The following is a 16,012-nucleotide window of genomic DNA, read 5'->3' as shown; positions in this document are numbered from 1 at the left end:
TATTCCACACCCTCGCGATCGGAGTACAGTGAACCCACGGACCGAGGTTTTCTGCCGCACGCGGCGACGACGGGATCGGCATGCCGCTGCGGCTCCACACGAGGAGCCTGGCCATGAACGTATCCGAATCTCGCTCGCCCGCATCCGACGCCCACCCGCTCAACCTGCGCGAGCTCGCACCGCACCTGCGCGCCATGCTTGCCGACGAGGACTGGCTGCCCGCTTGCCAGGACCTCGACAAGCTCGACGAGCTGCTCTACCGCATCGACACCGAGCCGTCCTGCGGCAATGAAGTGCCCGACCCCGACGTCGCCTTGCTGATCGCCGCGCATCAGGACTTCTGCCGTTTCCGCCGTGCGATGGCTGCGCGGCTGAACACGCCGGACGACACGCCGCTGCACATCACGCCGGACGAATGGCTGCAACTGCGGCTGCGCCACGGCCGAGCGCCCGAGAGCCTGGAACCCTACGCGAACTACCGCGCCGAGGAAGATCGCTTCCACGTCGTCGACTGAAGTCCGTGCGCATGCCGCAGATGCGGCGCGCACGCCACGGCCGGGCATCGCCGGGTTAGGATATGCGCCGCTTCGGCCGCCGCGGCGACGCACGATCCGCCGATCGGAGCAGCCATCGCGCCGTCGAGGCACTACACTGTCTGGAAGCTCCCAGTCCGCGTCGCGATGCCCAGCCGTTTCGTTCATCTGCACACCCACAGCGAGTACTCGCTGGTCGACTCGACCATCCGCGTCAAGGCGCTGGTGGAGTCCTGCGCACGCGCCGACATGCCGGCCGTGGCGTTGACCGACGACAGCAATCTGTTCGCGCTGGTGAAGTTCTATCGCGCCGCCTACGCGGCCGGGGTGAAGCCGGTCGCCGGTTGCGATCTGTGGGTAACCGAAGCGGACGACCCGCGGCCGTGGCGACTGACCCTGCTGTGCCAGCACGAACAGGGCTACCGCAATCTGTGCCGCCTGGTGTCGCGCGCCTGGCTGGAAGGCCAGCACGGCGGTCGCGCCATGATCGAATCGTCGTGGCTGCAACAGGCCGGCGAGGGCCTGATCGCCGTCGCCGGCCGCGAAAGCCTGTTCGCGCGCCACAGCGCCAGCGGCGGTCCGGACGCCGCGCGCGACGCGCTGGACCGCATGCGCGCGCTGTTCGACGAACGCCTGTACCTGGAACTGACCCGCACCCGCCGCGACGACGAACCGGCCTGGAACCAGTCCGCGCTGCACCTGGCCGGCGCGCTGGACCTGCCGGTCATCGCCAGCAACGACGTGCGCTTCCTGCGTCGCGAGGACTTCGAGGCGCACGAAGCGCGCGTGTGCATCCGCCAGGGCCGCGTGCTGGCCGATCCGCGCCGTCCGCGCGAGTACAGCGAAGAGCAGTACCTGAAGCCGCCCGAGGACATGGAAGCGTTGTTCGAGGACGTACCCGAAGCGCTGGAAAACACGCTGGAACTGGCCAAGCGCTGCAACCTCGAACTGAGCTTCGGCACCTACTACCTACCGGCGTTCCCGGTGCCCGAGGGCCACGACCTCGACAGTTTCATCCGCGCCGAGGCGCGCACGGGACTGGATCAGCGACTGCAGACGCACCCGCTGGCGCCGGGCCACACCCGCGAAGACTACGACGCGCGCCTGGAACGCGAACTCGACGTCATCATCTCGATGGGCTTCCCCGGCTACTTCCTGATCGTGGCCGACTTCATCCAGTGGGGCAAAGACCACGACATTCCGGTCGGTCCCGGCCGCGGTTCCGGCGCTGGCTCGCTGGTGGCCTGGGCGCTGAAGATCACCGATCTGGATCCGCTGCCCTACGACCTGCTGTTCGAGCGCTTCCTGAACCCCGAGCGCGTGTCGATGCCCGACTTCGACATCGACTTCTGCATGGACCGCCGCGACGAGGTCATCGACTACGTCGCGCGCAAGTACGGCCGCGACAAGGTCAGCCAGATCATCACCTACGGCACCATGGCGGCGAAGGCCGTGGTGCGCGATTCCGGCCGCGTGCTGGGCATGGGCTACGGCCATGTCGACGGCATCGCCAAGCTGATCCCCAACACCCTGGGTATCAGCCTGGACGATGCGCTGGGGCGTTCGGAGAAATCCAAGTCCAACGCCGATCTGGTCTCGACCGAACTGATCCAGCGCTACGAGAACGAGGACGAAGTCCGCGAACTCATCGACCTGGCGCTGAAGCTGGAGGATCTGACCCGCAACGCCGGCAAGCACGCCGGCGGCGTAGTCATCGCACCGACCCCGCTGACCGACTTCTCGCCGCTGTACGCCGAAGAAGGCGGCGGCGGCGTGGTCACCCAGTTCGACAAGAACGACGTCGAGGACGTCGGCCTGGTGAAGTTCGACTTCCTCGGCCTGCGCACGCTGACCATCATCGACTGGGCGGTGAAGGCGATCAACGCGCGCCGCGCTGCCGCTGGCGAGGACGCGCTGGACCTGACCCAGTTGCCGCTGGACGACCCCGAAACCTACGCCCTGTTCGCGCGCGGCGACACGGTCGCGGTGTTCCAGTTCGAGTCGCGCGGCATGCGCGAGCTGCTCAAGCGCGCGCAGCCGGACACGTTCGAGGACATCATCGCCCTGGCCGCGCTGTTCCGTCCCGGCCCGCTGGGCTCGGGGATGGACCGCGACTGGACCGACCGCAAGCACGGGCTGGCCGAAGTCAGCTACCCGCATCCGTCGCTGGAACCGGTGCTCAAACCCACCTACGGCGTCATCGTCTATCAGGAACAGGTGATGCAGATCGCCCAGGTCCTGGCCGGCTACTCGCTGGGCGGCGCCGACCTGCTGCGCCGCGCGATGGGCAAGAAGAAGCCCGAGGAGATGGCCAAGCAGCGCGCCATCTTCGAGGAAGGCGCGGCCAAGAACGGCATCGACGCGCAGGTCGCGACCTCCATCTTCGACCTGATGGAGAAATTCGCCGAGTACGGCTTCAACAAGTCGCACTCGGCCGCCTACGCGCTGGTCGCCTACCAGACCGCCTGGCTGAAGCGGCACTACCCCGCCGAGTTCATGGCCGCGACGCTGTCGTCGGACATGGACAACACCGACAAGGTGGTCAACTTCCTCGACGAGTGCAAGGCCATCGGCCTCACCGTGCTGCCGCCCGACGTCAATGCCTCGGTGTACAAGTTCGAGGCGGTCGAACCGCGCGTGGTGCGCTACGGCATCGGAGCGATCAAGGGCGTCGGCGAAGGCATCTGCCAGGCCATCGTCGCCGAGCGCGAACAGGGCGGTCGCTACACCGACCTGGCCGATTTCTGCCGCCGCGTCGCGCCGGGCAAGCTCAACAAGCGCGTGCTGGAAGCGCTGACCCTGTCCGGCGCGCTCGACGCGCTGGCGCCAACCCGCGCCAGCCTGATGCTGCAGCTGCCGGAGGCCATGAAGGCCGCCGAGCAGCACCTGCGCAACCTCGACGCCGGCCAGCACGACATCTTCGGCGGCGGAGGCGGCGGCGCGTCCGTGGTCGAGGTCGAGCTGAAGGAAGCGCCGGAATGGCCGCTGGAGCAGTTGCTCAGCGGCGAACGCGACACGCTGGGGCACTACCTTTCCGGCCATCCCACCGATCCGTGGAAGAGCGTGCTGGAGCAACTGGCGACCTGCCCACTGGAAGAGATTCCTGAGCGCTACCAACCCGCACCATCGTTCGGCGGCGGCGAGGACGGCGGCAACCGCTACCGTCGCGGCAAGGGCACGCCGTGGGTCGTCGCCGGCATCGTCACCGCGGTGCGCCGGCGCGGCGAGACCGCCGCCTTCGTGCGCCTGGAGGACGCCGGCGGCGCGGTCGAACTGAGCTTCTTCCGCGAAGCCCTCAACGAATTCGCGCCGCTGCTGGTGCGCGATGCGCTGCTGGTGGTCGAAGGCGACCTGTCCATCGACGACTTCTCCGGCGGCTATCAGGTGCGCGCGCGTCAGGTCTGGGGCCTCAACGACGCCTGCGAGCGACTCGCGCGCCTGCTGCGCGTGCGCGTGAACGGCATCGACGCCAACTTCGTCACGCATCTCAAGGATGCACTGGGCGACTACCGCGGCGGCCCGACCCCGCTGGTGCTGTCCGGCTACCGCAACGGCATCGGCCAGGCCGACATCGAACTCGGCCGCGAGTGGCGCGTGCGCGCGCAGCCCGATCTGCTGCGCAGCCTGCGCGCCCTGCCCGGCGTGCTGGACGCGGAACTGCGCCTGTCGCGACCCAGTCCGGGCGGATCGTGACCCGTTCGCAGAATGCGCGCACGGCTGTCGCCCAGCGCCCCGGTCCAGCTATACTTTGGCCTTTACACACTCGAACACGCGCCGAATGAACGCGAACTTCCTCGATTTCGAACAACCGATCGCCGAGCTGGACGCGAAGATCGAAGAGCTGCGCCACGCCAGCCACGGACAGGCTTTCGACATCGACGAGGAGGTCGCGCGCCTGCGCGGCAAGCTGAAGACCAAGACCGCGGAAATCTTCAAGAACCTGACCCCGTGGCAGGTGTGCCAGATTTCGCGCCATCCGATGCGTCCGTACACGCTCGACTACATCGGCGTGATGTGCGAGGAATTCCACGAGCTGGCCGGCGACCGCGCCTACGCCGACGACGGCGCCATCGTCGGCGGCCTAGGCCGCATCAACGGCCGTTCGGTGATGATCATCGGCCACCAGAAGGCACGCGACACCAAGGGCAAGATCCGTCGCAACTTCGGCATGCCGCGTCCGGAGGGCTACCGCAAGGCCCTGCGCCTGATGAAGCTGGCCGAACGCTTCAACCTGCCGCTGCTGACTCTGATCGACACCATGGGCGCCTACCCCGGCGTCGGCGCCGAGGAACGCGGCCAGAGCGAGGCCATCGCCCGCAACCTGCTGGAAATGGCCGAACTGAAGGTGCCGATCGTTTGCACCGTGATCGGCGAAGGCGGCTCCGGCGGCGCGCTGGCCATCGGCGTCGGCGACCGCATCAACATGCTGCAGTATTCGACCTACTCGGTGATCACGCCGGAAGGCTGCGCCTCGATCCTGTGGAAGAGCGCGGAAAAGGCCAAGATCGCCGCCGAGGCGCTGCAGATGACCGCGCAGCAGCTGATGGAACTGGGCCTGATCGACAAGATCCTGCGCGAGCCGCTGGGCGGCGCCCACCGCAACCCGCACAGCACCGGCATCCGTCTGAAGACCATGCTGCTCAACCAGCTGGACGAACTCGAGGCACTGCCGACGCAGGACCTGCTCGAAAAGCGCTACCAGCGCCTGCGCAGCTTCGGCGCCTACAGCGGACACTGAGCGGCGCGACCGGTTCGAGGGTCGCCGCGAAATACGAACACCTCTCGACAGACGCCTCGCGAGCATGCAGCGTCGCCGATGCGCCGCGCTTGAAGCGCGCACGTCTCCCGCCTAGAGTCGCTGCATATCTTGGCTGCGAGGACCTGCAACATGCGCTTGGGCACGACGCTGGTTTGGATCGTACTGACGTGCGCCGCGTGCACGCCCGCACACGCAGTACCTGCGTCCTCGCCGCCCGACCACGCCGCTTCCGCGAGCGCGACCGTGCCGTCGATCCGCTCGCCGCAAGCGCTGCAACGCTATCTCAAGACGACGCCGCCCGACGCCTCGCCGCTGCGGGCCTTTTCGCCCGGCGCACGCCAACGCTTTCTCGCCTCGCTGAAGTTCGGCGCCCGAGGCCTGGGTGGATTCAGCATGGACGACCTCGACCATGAGCTGACGCACGCGCAGGCGGTCCGCGTGCTCGCGCTGTTCGGTGCACAGGACTATGCCGACGGCGTCGGCGTGTCCGTCCAGCGACGCGCACGCATCGAACGCGAGTGGCGGACGGAAGCGCGCAAGCGCGGATGTTCCGTGCAGACCTGCCCGGAGAGCGCCGTCGAGCGGCGCTATGACGAACTGCTTCGGACGCACGCCGACAACGGGCACTCCGATGCCGAACGCTCCGCGCGATTCCGCCAGCGCTACGCGCGTCTGTTTGATCGCTACCAACACGCATCCACACTGCGGACCGTCAGCGATCCGGACCTGCGTCTGCTGAAACGCGCCGCCGAGCATGTGCTGTTCTACGCCCCCGTAGAACCCTATCTGACGCAGCTGCGCATGGACCTGTCCGAGATGCGCCACCGCGGCATGACCGAGGACCGCGACTTCACCCCGCTGTACCAGGGCTACGTCGCCGGACGACAGTTCGACGCCGCCACCCGCCTGCGCGAACGGCATCCCGGCATGGACGTGGCGCCCTTGCCCGCATGGCGTACGCATGCGCCGTTGAAGAAAGATCGACCCACGGCGATCGCGCTGAGCGCCGACGGCCGCAGCATGACGCGCACCGCTTTCGACCTGGACGCACCGCTGCGCATCGTGGTGGTGGCCTCGTGCCACTTCTCACAGGACGTCGCCCGCGCCGTCGCCGCAGACGCACGGCTGCGCCCGATCTTCCAGCGCCACGCCATCTGGCTCGCCAGCCAGCAGGACACCATTGCCGACGCGCAACGCTGGAACCGCATGTTTCCGGATCAGCCCATCCACATCGCCTGGAACAACCGCGAATGGGCCATGCTCGACAACTGGGCGATGCCGACCTTCTACGTGTTCCGGCACGGCCGGCTGGTGGATCAGTGGGCGGGTGCGGACATGCCCGCGCTGCGCGCGCACCTGCGCAAGGACGGCGTGCTGTCGGCGTCGCTGAAGTCGGCGCCGGCGTCACGTCCCTGAGCGCAACGCGTTACCATCGCCGAAACCCGCACGGAACGAACCTCATGGCTCACGCCCGACTGGCTGTCCTGATCGACGCCGACAACGCGCAACCGGCCATCGTCGAAGGCCTGCTGGCCGAGGTCGCCAAATACGGCACCGCGCACGTCAAGCGCATCTACGGCGACTGGACCGGCACCCACCTGAAAGGCTGGAAGGAGACGCTGCTGACGCACTCGATCCAGCCGATCCAGCAGTTCGGTTACACGCGCGGCAAGAACGCCACCGACTCGGCGATGATCATCGACGCCATGGACCTGCTCTACACCGAGCGCTTCGAGGGCTTCTGCATCGTCTCCAGCGACAGCGACTTCACCCGCCTGGCCGCGCGCATCCGCGAGTCCGGGCTGACCGTGTACGGCTTCGGCGAGCGCAAGACGCCGGACCCGTTCGTGGCCGCCTGCGACAAGTTCATCTACACCGACGTGCTGACCTCGGCGACCGACGACGAAGCCGACGGCCCGGTCAAGCGCATGAGCACGAAGGAACTGCGCCAGGACGCGAAGCTGGTCAATCTGATCCGCAATGCCGTGGAGGCTGCCTCCGACGACGGCGGCTGGGCTGGACTCGGCGCCGTCGGGCAGATGATCAGCAAGCAGTCGCCCGACTTCGACTCCCGCAACTACGGCTACGGCAAGCTTAGCGATCTGGTGTCCGGCATCGGCCTGTTCGACACCGAGCAACGGCAGATCGGCAACGGCAAGGCGCTGTTCGTGCGCCGCAAGCCCTCGCGCAAGCGCTGACGCTCACGCCTTCGGCAGCACCTCGAACGGACGCATCATCTCGTTGGCGGCGTGTTCGAGGATGTGGCAGTGCCACACGTAGCGCCCGGCGTAGCCGTCGAACGGCACGATGATGCGCGTGACCATGCCGCCGTGCGCCTGCGCCACGTCCTTCCAGCCGCGCTCGTTCGGCGCCGGCGCCTGCGGCGTGCCGGTGTAGCGGAGTTCGCCGCGGCTGCGGTAGGCGAAGCTGTCGAAGCGACGACGTTCCAGGATCTGGAAGCGCACCATGTGCAGGTGGATCGGGTGCGAGTCGTCGGTCATGTTGATGAGATTCCAGATCTCGACATCGCCCAGATGCGGCGTCTCGGTCACCTTGTCGTGCCAGTACTTGCCGTTCAGCAGCATCTTCATCGGCAGACCCGAGGGCTGCTCGTATTCGTTCAGCGCCAGGTTGCGCTCGCGCACGGCGCGCGTCGCGGTCAGACGCGGTACGTCGCGCAGCACCGACGGCACCCGGCTGTCGTCGCGACGGCCACTGTCGGCGACGCGGAACTGCAGGATGCCGCGTGCATCGCCGTCGTTGGTCAGTCGGACCTGCTTTCCCGCCAGCGGCGCGAAGTCGACGATCAGATCGGCGCGCTCGGCTGGCGCCAGCACCAGCTGATCGACCTCGACCGGTGCGTGCAGTAACCCCTGATCGCTGCCGATCTGGATCAACGGACGCCCGTCGGACAGGCGCAAGCGGAAGAAGCGTCCGTTGGCGCCGTTGACCACGCGCAGACGGTAGCGGCGCGGTTCGACGTCCAGATATGGCAGCAGCGCGCCGTTGACCAGCACCGCGTTGCCGAACACCTCCGGCACCCACGGCGACTTGGGATCGTCGGATACCGGGTAATGCAGTTGCCCCTGCGCGGTGATCAGTCGATCGCACAGCACCAGCGGCAGCTCGTGTTCGCCGTGCGGAAGATGCAACGCGTCCTCATGTGCATCGCGCACCAGGCAAAGGCCCATCATGCCGGCGTAGTGGTTGAGCCGCGCCACGCCCATCGCGTGATCGTGGTACCACAAGGTCGTGGCCTCCTGATCCAGCGGATAGCGGTAGGTCTGCGACTGTCCCGGCACACGCGTATCGGTCGGCCAGCCGTCGCTGTCGGGCGGCGTGCGGCCGCCATGCAGATGCGTGACCGTGCGCACGTCGGGCTGACCCTTGTTCGACCCCATCAGGGTGTGGTCGACAGGCAGGAAGTGCGTCGACGGCAAGGCATTGACCCATTCCACCGTCATGCCCTGCCCGGCGCGCACGTCCAGCGTCGGGCCCGGCGAGCCGTGGCCGTAGACCCATAGGCGCGCCGGCGGCAGGTCGCGGTGCAGCTTCGCGTGCACCTGACGTTGCTCGATGCGGTAGTGCGGCACGGACACACCATCGACGCGCACAAGCCGTTCCGGCCGCTGCACCAGCGGCCGCGGCAGCGGATCGACGAACGCGCGCAGCGTGCGCGGATCGATCAGGGCCGGCACGGCCGAGGCGGCGTTCGGCGTCGCGCGCAGACGCACCCACGGCGCCGCGCCGGCCAGCAGTCCGGCTTGCAGAAAATGACGACGCGTCAGCGGCATGCGGCACTCCGTTGGAAAATCGGGACCCGCGCCGCCAGCGCGACGCGGGTCATTTTCGTACGCGAACCCGTGCAGTCCGATCAGCCGTGCGCGTCGTGCAGCGGCGGGCGGATCGCGGCGGGGCCGACCGGCAAGCCCGTCTGCGGGTCCAGGAACAGGCGACGCATGTGCGGGCGACGGAAGTCGAACAGGCCCATCAGCGAACCGGCGCGTTCGTCGAACGAACCCTGCCCGATGCGCTGGCCGTGCAGCCAGTTGTCCTCGATGAAGCGCGTGATCGAGGTCTGGTCCAGCACCGCGTGATCGACATAGTTCTCGCGCGCCCACGGCGAAATCACCAGCAGCGGCAGACGCGGGCCGTAGCCGCAACGTCCCATCGCATGCGTGGTGGACGGATCGACGCCCGGCAGGATGTCGCCGCTGCCGCACACGCCCTCGCCATCCAGCGCGTCCTGGTCGCCGCGCGACGCGTTGACGATCGGCGAGCGCTGATGGTCGTACCAGCCGTCGGAATCGTCGTAGGCGATCACCACGGCCGTGTTGCGCCACTGCGGCTGCTTCTGCAGGAAGTTCAGCACCTTCACCACGAAGGCCTGCTCGTCCAGCGGATCGGAGTAGCCGGCATGACCGTCCTGGTACGCCGGCGCCTTGAGGAAGGTCACCGCCGGGAAGTTGCCGGCGCGCACCGCCGCGAAGAAGTCGTGCGTGTCGTACTGGTGGTTCGCCGCATCGCCGGCGCGGCCGATCATGTGCACCGAGGTCGGACGCACGTGTTCCGGATTGGCCGTCGAGGCGTAGTACTGGAACGGCTCGTGATGCGGGATGTAGTCGGCCTGCGTGACGTGGGTGACGTCCGAGGTTGTGGTGCGCTGGCAACCGGTGCTGCCGTCGGCATTGCTGCGGGTCAGGTCGAAACCGCCCTCGAACCAGCCCCAGCTGACGTCGGCCATGTTCAGCAGGTCGCCGATGTTGCGGCTTCCCATGCGCACCTGGTTGCGGGTCGGCGAGGAGCAGGCGTCGCCGATCGGATCGGCGTCGGCGATCAGGGTCAGGCCGCCGTGGCCGTCGTCGGTCTCGTCGCCGGTGCCGTTGAGATGCTCGACGACGCCGTTGGTCTGACCCGAGATCAGGTTGATCGCGCCGGGCGTGGACGGACCGAACGTGGTGCCGTAGGCGTTGTCACTCATCGCGAAGCGCTGGGCGTAGTTCCACAGGGCGGTGACGGTGTTGCCGTCGTAGTAGCCCATCACCAGGCCCTTGGTGTTCTCCGGCGCATCGGTGCCCGGCGGCGGACCGCTGCTGCCGGTGGCGAACGGGAAGCGATCCATCTTGCCGCCATCGAAGGCGACCTGTTCGGCCAGATAGTTGTGATCCTGGTCGGCGGTGGCCGCCTGGCTGCGATCCAGACGGAACGGATTGACCGCGCCGTCGCCGTTGACCGGATTGGACGCATTCGGATTATCGTGCAGCAGCGCGGCGTCCAGACCGTTGATGGCCGGCGTGCCCGGACGCGCGTGGAAGGCCGGTTCGCCGGCCGGATTCTCGGCGTTGGGGTAGGTGCCGAAGTAGTGATCGAACGAGACGTTCTCCTGGAAGATCACCACCAGATGCTTGATCGGCGTGGCCGTGTGCAGGTGATGCGCATCCGGACGATGCCGATGCACGGCACCGTGGGACAGAGCGACCGTGAGCGACGACAACGCCGCCAGTCCAGCCGATACGCACCCCACGAGCAACTTGCTTGCCATGAGAGATAAACCTCCTTGATTGGGTTCGGAACCGTGCGGTTCCGGCGCGAGGTTGCCTGGATACCCCCTCATGGAAGCTTCTCCTTTGAACATGACATGCCGATGATGTTTGCAGCGGACGACCGCCGCGAACGATAAACTGTGCATCGAATCACAGCCGCGCACGAATCGCCAGCGATGCCGTCATCCCTGTCCTCCCAGCTCGATGCCGCCTGGTCGCGGGCCGGTCATCCGCCGCTGTGCGTGGCGTTCAGCGGCGGACGCGATTCGCTGGCGCTGCTGCACGCGCTGGCGTCGTTGCGCACCGCCCAGCGTAGCCTACGCGCCGTGCACGTGAATCACGGCCTGCATGCCGACAGCGATGCCTGGGCGGCCTCCTGCGCACGCTGGTGCGCGCAATGGGACGTGCCTCTGGAGATCGTGACCGTGCAGGTGGATCTGCGCGGCGAAGGACTGGAAGCGGCGGCGCGCACGGCGCGCTATGCGGCCTTCGCCGACATCCTGCGCGCAGGCGAGCGGCTGGTCACGGCCCATCACCGCGACGATCAGGCCGAAACCGTGCTGCTCAAGCTGCTGCGCGGCGCCGGTCCGCACGGTCTCGGCGGCATGCGCGAACTGCGGTCCCTGGGGCGCGGACAACTGTGGCGGCCGCTGCTGGCGACCCCGCGCGAGCGCCTGCACGCCTACGCCCGCGCGCAGGGACTGCACGGCATCGACGACCCCGCCAACGCCGACCCCAGGCACGCGCGCAGCTTCCTGCGCCAGACGATTCTTCCGCAACTGCACCGGCACTGGCCGGAAGCCGAGCGCGCACTCGCACATGCCGCGAACCTGCAACGCGAACAGGCCGACTTCATCGACCAGCATGCCGCCTCGGCGCTCGACACGCTCTGCCGCGCGAACGACCGCAGCATGGACGCCGCGGGCTGGCTGGCGCTGCATCCGGCTCTGCGCGCTTGCGTGCTGGAACGCTGGCTGCATGAACTCGACCTGCCCGCGCCGACCACGGCGCAACGGCACGAGCTGGAGCGACAGATGCGCGAAGCCGCGGCCGACCGCCTGCCGCGGATCGCCTGGCCCGGTGCGGAAGTCCGCCTGTGGCGCCAGCGCCTGTACGCGATGCGTCCGCAGGCGCCACTCTCGGGCGCATGGTCCACGCACTGGCACGGCGCGCGGCTGGCACTGCCCGATAGCGGTGCGCTGTACTGGCACGGATCGACGACCGATGCGACCGCGTTTCCCACCATCCGCGTCGACCTGAACGTTCGCGGCCTGCATTTCCGCCCTCACGGCGACCGCCACACCCGCGCGCTGCGCGACCTGTTCCAGCAGGCCGCCGTACCGCCGTGGCTGCGCCGACGCTGCCCGATCCTCTACACGCCGGACGGCGCACTGCTCGGCGTCGCCGACCTGTGGACCACCGACGCCGGGGCGGCGCTGTTCGGGGAATTCGACCTGTGGCCGCGCTGGCAGCGCGAAACCTGAACGGCGCTTGGCGTTCCAACCCGCCATTCAGGCTGCGTACGAGGTGACTCGCCTTTCATGGCCCCCGGACTCCCACCGGAGAACGCTCATGAAAACCGCTTCGCGCATGCTGACCCTGATCGCCCTTCCGCTTCTGTTTGCCGGCACGGCCAGCGTGGCCATGGCCGACCCGCCGCCGTGGGCGCCGGCGCACGGCTATCGAGCCAAGCATCATTACGTGTACTACCCGAATGGCGAGATCTACTACGCACCGGAGCGACGCATGTGGTTCTGGCTGTCCGGCGACGGCTGGCAGGCTGGGGTCGCGCTGCCCTCGGCGCTGCGCGCCTACGTCCGCGTCGGCGGCGTGAACATCGACCTCGACGCCACGCGCCCGTACGAACGCCACACCTACGTGGTCGATCGCTACGGCGGTCACCGGGTCCGCTGGCACGACCGCGATCGTGATCGCGAGCGTCACCATCGCTACGACCGTGACGACTACGACCGCGACGACCGCCGCGGACACGACCGGCACTGATCGTCCACTGACGTGTCCGACCGCGCCGGGTCCGCAGCCGCGGGCCCGGCGCAATTGATTCGGGGGCGGAGCTGCGCTAGCGTTTGCGCCCATGGCAAAGCCCTCCGCAAGCACTCCTTCCGCCGAAACCGATCAGATCGAGCGTTTCGAGCACTCGCTCAACGAACTCGAGCAACTGGTCGGCCGCATGGAGGACGGCGAACTCTCGCTGGACGAATCCCTGCAGTCGTTCGAGCGCGGCGTGGCGCTGTACCGCGATTGCGAGAGCGCGCTGAAGCAGGCTCGACTGCGCGTCAGCAAACTGCTCGACCCCGAAGATCCCGACAGCGCCGAAGCTCTTGAACCCGAAGCCCCCTGAGCACGCGGACACGTTGCAGACGCTCACGGCACGCGCCAACCACGCGCTCGAGCAACTGTTCCCCGCCATCGAGACGGACGACGTCCTGCAGGACGCGATGCGCTATGCCGTGCTCGGCGGCGGCAAGCGCCTGCGTCCGTTGCTGACCTACGCCGCCGGCCGCGCCGTCGGCGACGACGGTCCGGCGCTAGACGCGCCGGCCTGCGCCGTCGAACTGATCCATGCCTATTCGCTGGTGCACGACGACCTGCCGGCGATGGACGACGACGACCTGCGCCGCGGCCGTCCCACCTGTCACGTGGCCTACGGCGAAGCCATGGCCATTCTCGCCGGCGACGCGCTGCAGGCGCTGGCCTTCGAGCTGCTTGCCCGCGACCGGCAACCCACCGTCAGCGACGCCACCCGCGTGACCATGTTGCGCGTGCTGGGCACGGCCTGCGGCGCGCAGGGCATGGCGGGCGGTCAGGCCGTCGACCTCAACGCCACCGGCAAGCGCCTGGACGTGCCGGCGCTGGAACGCATGCATGCCTTGAAGACCGGCGCGCTGATCCGCGCCTCGGTGCGCCTGGGCGCGCTCGCAGGCGGCTGCACGGATACACGGACGCTAGACGCGCTCGATCGCTACGCCCACGCCGTGGGGCTGGCGTTCCAGGTGCGCGACGACATTCTCGACGTCGAGGCCGACACCGAAGCGCTGGGCAAGACCGCCGGCAAGGACGCGGCCCAGGACAAGTCCACGTTCCCGTCCCTGCTCGGCATGCAGGCTTCGCGCCAGCGTCTGCGCGAACTGACCGAGGAAGCCCGGGAAGCGGTCGCCTTTCTCGGCGCGCCGGCGTCCCTGCTGGCGACGCTAGCGCGGTACGCCGCCGAACGCGGAAACTGAAGCGTTCCGCGTCCGGCGGCGCCTGTTGTCTACTTGATCAGTCGCAACGTCAACGGATAGCGGTAATACACGCCTTCGTTGGCCTTGACCGTGGCCAGGATCACGAAGACCAGCGCCACCAGCGGAACGATCCAGACCAGCAGAAAACCGATCAACACCAGCATCAGCAGGAAACTGACCAGCATGGCCAGCGTCACGGTGATCTGGAAATTCAGCGCCTCCTTGCCCTGGTCGTCAACGAACGGCATCGTGTCCTTCTTGATTAACCAGACCACCAGCGGACCGATGATGTTGCCGAAGGGAATGATCAGTCCGGCGAACGCCGCCAGGTGCGCGAACATGCCCCACTGACGCTGTTCGGGGGTCATGCCCGATGCGGCGGGTTCGGCGGCAGGCGGCGCCGACGGGGGCGGTGCCGGCGGCGGGGTCGGGGGCATCTGATCGGATGGGGTGTTCATGGGTGCGTCCTCTCCTCCTCGTAGGTACGCACTCACTCTCGGCCAGCGCCCGAGCAGGTGTCAAGAGTGGGAAGTCACGTCTCCGGTCATTCGCCAGCGACGGTCATCCGGTCCACCAGGATCGATCCCGTCAGGGTCGATGCGCGGGTATCCACGTCCGCGCCGACCGCGCGGATGCCCGCGAACATGTCGCGCAGATTCGCCGCCACCGTGATCTCCTCGACCGGGTACGCGATCTCGCCATTCTCGACCCAGAAACCGGATGCGCCGCGGGAATAGTCGCCGGTGATCAGGGACACGCCCTGCCCCATGACCTCGGTCAGCAGCAGACCGGTGCCGAGGCGCTGGAGCATGGCCTGGAAATCCTCCCCGCGGTGGCCAACCACCAGATTGGTCGGACCGTCCGCGCTGCCGGTGCTGACCAGGCCGAGCTTGCGCGCCGAATAGCTGCCCAGCACGTAGCGCTGCAGCACGCCTTCGCGAATCAGCGCCGCCTCCGAAGGGGCGACGCCCTCGGAGTCGAAGTTCGACGACGCCTGTCCACGCAGCAGGCGCGGACGTTCGTCGATCGAGAACCACTCGGGCAGGATGCGCTTGCCGATGTGGTCCTGCAGGAAACTGGCGCGTCGGTACAGCAGGCCGCCGCTGACCGCGCCGACCAGGTGACCGATCAGGCCGCGCGCCACGCTCGGCGCATACAGCACCGGGCACTGCCGCGTCGACAGCGTGCGCGCGCCGCAGCGTGCCAGCGTGCGTCGGGCCGCCTCGCGCCCCACGTCCTCGACGTCCATCCACTGTTCGGTGCTGCGCGCCGTGTCGTACCAGTAGTCGCGTTGCATCTGGCCGCCGGTACCCGCGATCAGCGAGCAGGACATGGTGTGCCGCGTGGCCGACTCGCGCCCGAGGAAACCATGCGAATTGGCGTAGACCCCGAGACTGGAACCGGTATTGACCGCGGCGCCCTCGGAGTTGGTGATGCCCTGCATCGCGCGTCCGGCATCTTCGATGCGCTGCGCCAGCTCGGTCAGTTCGTCGACGCTGGCTGCCCACGGATGCCACAGATCCAGGTCCGGAAAATCGGTCGCCATGCGCTCCGCGTCGGCCAGGCCGGCACAGGCATCCTCTTCGGTGTAGCGCGCGATCGCGCAAGCCTGCTCGATGGTGGCCTGGATCGACTCCGACCGCAGATCCGCCGTGCTGGCCGATCCCTTGCGCCGACCGAAGTACACGGTCAGGCCGAAGCCCCGATCCTGGGTGCGCTCGACGGTTTCGACTTCGCCCATGCGCACGTTCACGCTCAGGCCGGCATCCACGCTGGCCGAGACCTCGGCCTGACTCGCGCCGGCCGCGCGGGCGCGCGCGACGACGTCCTCGGCCAATTGCGACAAACGGTCCAGTTCGGCGGCATGGGTGTGCGGCACGACAGCGTTCATGGGCGCTCCTTGGATGGCAGATCGGGCATTGTCTCACGAAG

Annotated in this window: 13 protein-coding genes; 9 read left to right on the top strand and 4 right to left on the bottom strand. The window is 68.1% G+C overall.

Features of this window, described 5'->3' with window-relative positions:
* Positions 1–113 precede the first annotated feature (113 nt).
* The 5 genes from LF63_RS05105 (at position 114) to LF63_RS05085 (ending at position 7,490) form a co-directional block, all read left to right on the top strand.
* Positions 114–515: a hypothetical protein gene (locus tag LF63_RS05105; RefSeq protein ID WP_043100078.1), complete on the top strand. Its 402-nt coding sequence runs from the start codon at positions 114–116 to the stop codon at positions 513–515.
* Between the two features lie 165 nt (positions 516–680).
* A complete protein-coding gene (gene dnaE, locus LF63_RS05100) occupies positions 681–4,226 on the top strand; it encodes a DNA polymerase III subunit alpha (RefSeq protein ID WP_043100076.1) in 3,546 nt (1,181 codons plus the stop codon).
* Between the two features lie 85 nt (positions 4,227–4,311).
* Complete coding sequence (locus tag LF63_RS05095; protein ID WP_043100075.1) at positions 4,312–5,271, top strand: acetyl-CoA carboxylase carboxyltransferase subunit alpha; 960 nt, start codon at positions 4,312–4,314, stop codon at positions 5,269–5,271.
* Between the two features lie 264 nt (positions 5,272–5,535).
* Entirely contained in the window at positions 5,536–6,708 is a 1,173-nt protein-coding gene (locus LF63_RS05090; protein ID WP_043100073.1) for a hypothetical protein, read from the top strand.
* A gap of 44 nt (positions 6,709–6,752) precedes the next feature.
* Positions 6,753–7,490 (top strand): NYN domain-containing protein, encoded by a 738-nt coding sequence (locus LF63_RS05085; RefSeq protein ID WP_043100071.1) that lies wholly within the window; start codon positions 6,753–6,755, stop codon positions 7,488–7,490.
* A 3-nt stretch (positions 7,491–7,493) separates the two neighbouring features.
* Here LF63_RS05085 and LF63_RS05080 read toward each other — a convergent pair whose 3' ends face one another.
* Both LF63_RS05080 and LF63_RS05075 read right to left on the bottom strand, forming a co-directional pair.
* Entirely contained in the window at positions 7,494–9,086 is a 1,593-nt protein-coding gene (locus tag LF63_RS05080; protein ID WP_052394720.1) for a multicopper oxidase family protein, read from the bottom strand.
* Positions 9,087–9,166: 80 nt separating this feature from the next.
* Positions 9,167–10,834: a phospholipase C gene (locus LF63_RS05075; RefSeq protein WP_081945101.1), complete on the bottom strand. Its 1,668-nt coding sequence runs from the start codon at positions 10,832–10,834 to the stop codon at positions 9,167–9,169.
* Between the two features lie 177 nt (positions 10,835–11,011).
* On the opposite strand from LF63_RS05075, the gene tilS reads away from it, so the two are divergent.
* The 4 genes from tilS (at position 11,012) to ispA (ending at position 14,080) form a co-directional block, all read left to right on the top strand.
* Positions 11,012–12,319: a tRNA lysidine(34) synthetase TilS gene (gene tilS, locus LF63_RS05070; protein ID WP_043100070.1), complete on the top strand. Its 1,308-nt coding sequence runs from the start codon at positions 11,012–11,014 to the stop codon at positions 12,317–12,319.
* 88 nt (positions 12,320–12,407) lie between these two features.
* Positions 12,408–12,839, top strand: coding sequence for a hypothetical protein (locus LF63_RS15190; protein WP_052394717.1), 432 nt, complete (start codon positions 12,408–12,410; stop codon positions 12,837–12,839).
* 91 nt (positions 12,840–12,930) lie between these two features.
* The gene (locus LF63_RS05060; protein WP_043100068.1) at positions 12,931–13,197 is read left to right on the top strand and encodes an exodeoxyribonuclease VII small subunit; all 267 of its coding nucleotides are present in this window, start codon (positions 12,931–12,933) and stop codon (positions 13,195–13,197) included.
* A complete protein-coding gene (gene ispA / locus LF63_RS05055; protein ID WP_043100066.1) occupies positions 13,178–14,080 on the top strand; it encodes a (2E,6E)-farnesyl diphosphate synthase in 903 nt (300 codons plus the stop codon). The genes LF63_RS05060 and ispA overlap by 20 nt, the downstream gene beginning before the upstream one ends.
* A 29-nt stretch (positions 14,081–14,109) precedes the next feature.
* On the opposite strand, the gene LF63_RS05050 is transcribed toward ispA, so the two are convergent.
* A complete protein-coding gene (locus LF63_RS05050) occupies positions 14,110–14,538 on the bottom strand; it encodes a DUF4870 domain-containing protein (protein WP_043100064.1) in 429 nt (142 codons plus the stop codon).
* 86 nt (positions 14,539–14,624) lie between these two features.
* Positions 14,625–15,971: a metalloprotease PmbA gene (gene pmbA / locus LF63_RS05045; RefSeq protein ID WP_043100063.1), complete on the bottom strand. Its 1,347-nt coding sequence runs from the start codon at positions 15,969–15,971 to the stop codon at positions 14,625–14,627.
* Positions 15,972–16,012 lie beyond the last annotated feature (41 nt).

The organism is Oleiagrimonas soli, assembly GCF_000761445.1.
GTDB lineage: Bacteria > Pseudomonadota > Gammaproteobacteria > Xanthomonadales > Rhodanobacteraceae > Oleiagrimonas > Oleiagrimonas soli.
The sequence above is the reverse complement of the archived record's forward strand: the minus strand, read 5'-3'. Positions and strand labels throughout refer to the sequence as shown.

What these genes read in the sequence shown, in the direction of transcription:
- LF63_RS05105 (WP_043100078.1), top strand. Translation starts at nt 114, where the DNA reads ATGAACGTATCCGAATCTCGCTCGCCCGCATCCGACGCCCACCCGCTC.
- dnaE (WP_043100076.1), top strand. Translation starts at nt 681, where the DNA reads ATGCCCAGCCGTTTCGTTCATCTGCACACCCACAGCGAGTACTCGCTG.
- LF63_RS05095 (WP_043100075.1), top strand. Translation starts at nt 4,312, where the DNA reads ATGAACGCGAACTTCCTCGATTTCGAACAACCGATCGCCGAGCTGGAC.
- LF63_RS05085 (WP_043100071.1), top strand. Translation starts at nt 6,753, where the DNA reads ATGGCTCACGCCCGACTGGCTGTCCTGATCGACGCCGACAACGCGCAA.
- LF63_RS05080 (WP_052394720.1), bottom strand. Translation starts at nt 9,086, where the DNA reads ATGCCGCTGACGCGTCGTCATTTTCTGCAAGCCGGACTGCTGGCCGGC.
- LF63_RS05075 (WP_081945101.1), bottom strand. Translation starts at nt 10,834, where the DNA reads ATGGCAAGCAAGTTGCTCGTGGGGTGCGTATCGGCTGGACTGGCGGCG.
- tilS (WP_043100070.1), top strand. Translation starts at nt 11,012, where the DNA reads ATGCCGTCATCCCTGTCCTCCCAGCTCGATGCCGCCTGGTCGCGGGCC.
- LF63_RS15190 (WP_052394717.1), top strand. Translation starts at nt 12,408, where the DNA reads ATGAAAACCGCTTCGCGCATGCTGACCCTGATCGCCCTTCCGCTTCTG.
- LF63_RS05060 (WP_043100068.1), top strand. Translation starts at nt 12,931, where the DNA reads ATGGCAAAGCCCTCCGCAAGCACTCCTTCCGCCGAAACCGATCAGATC.
- LF63_RS05050 (WP_043100064.1), bottom strand. Translation starts at nt 14,538, where the DNA reads ATGAACACCCCATCCGATCAGATGCCCCCGACCCCGCCGCCGGCACCG.
- pmbA (WP_043100063.1), bottom strand. Translation starts at nt 15,971, where the DNA reads ATGAACGCTGTCGTGCCGCACACCCATGCCGCCGAACTGGACCGTTTG.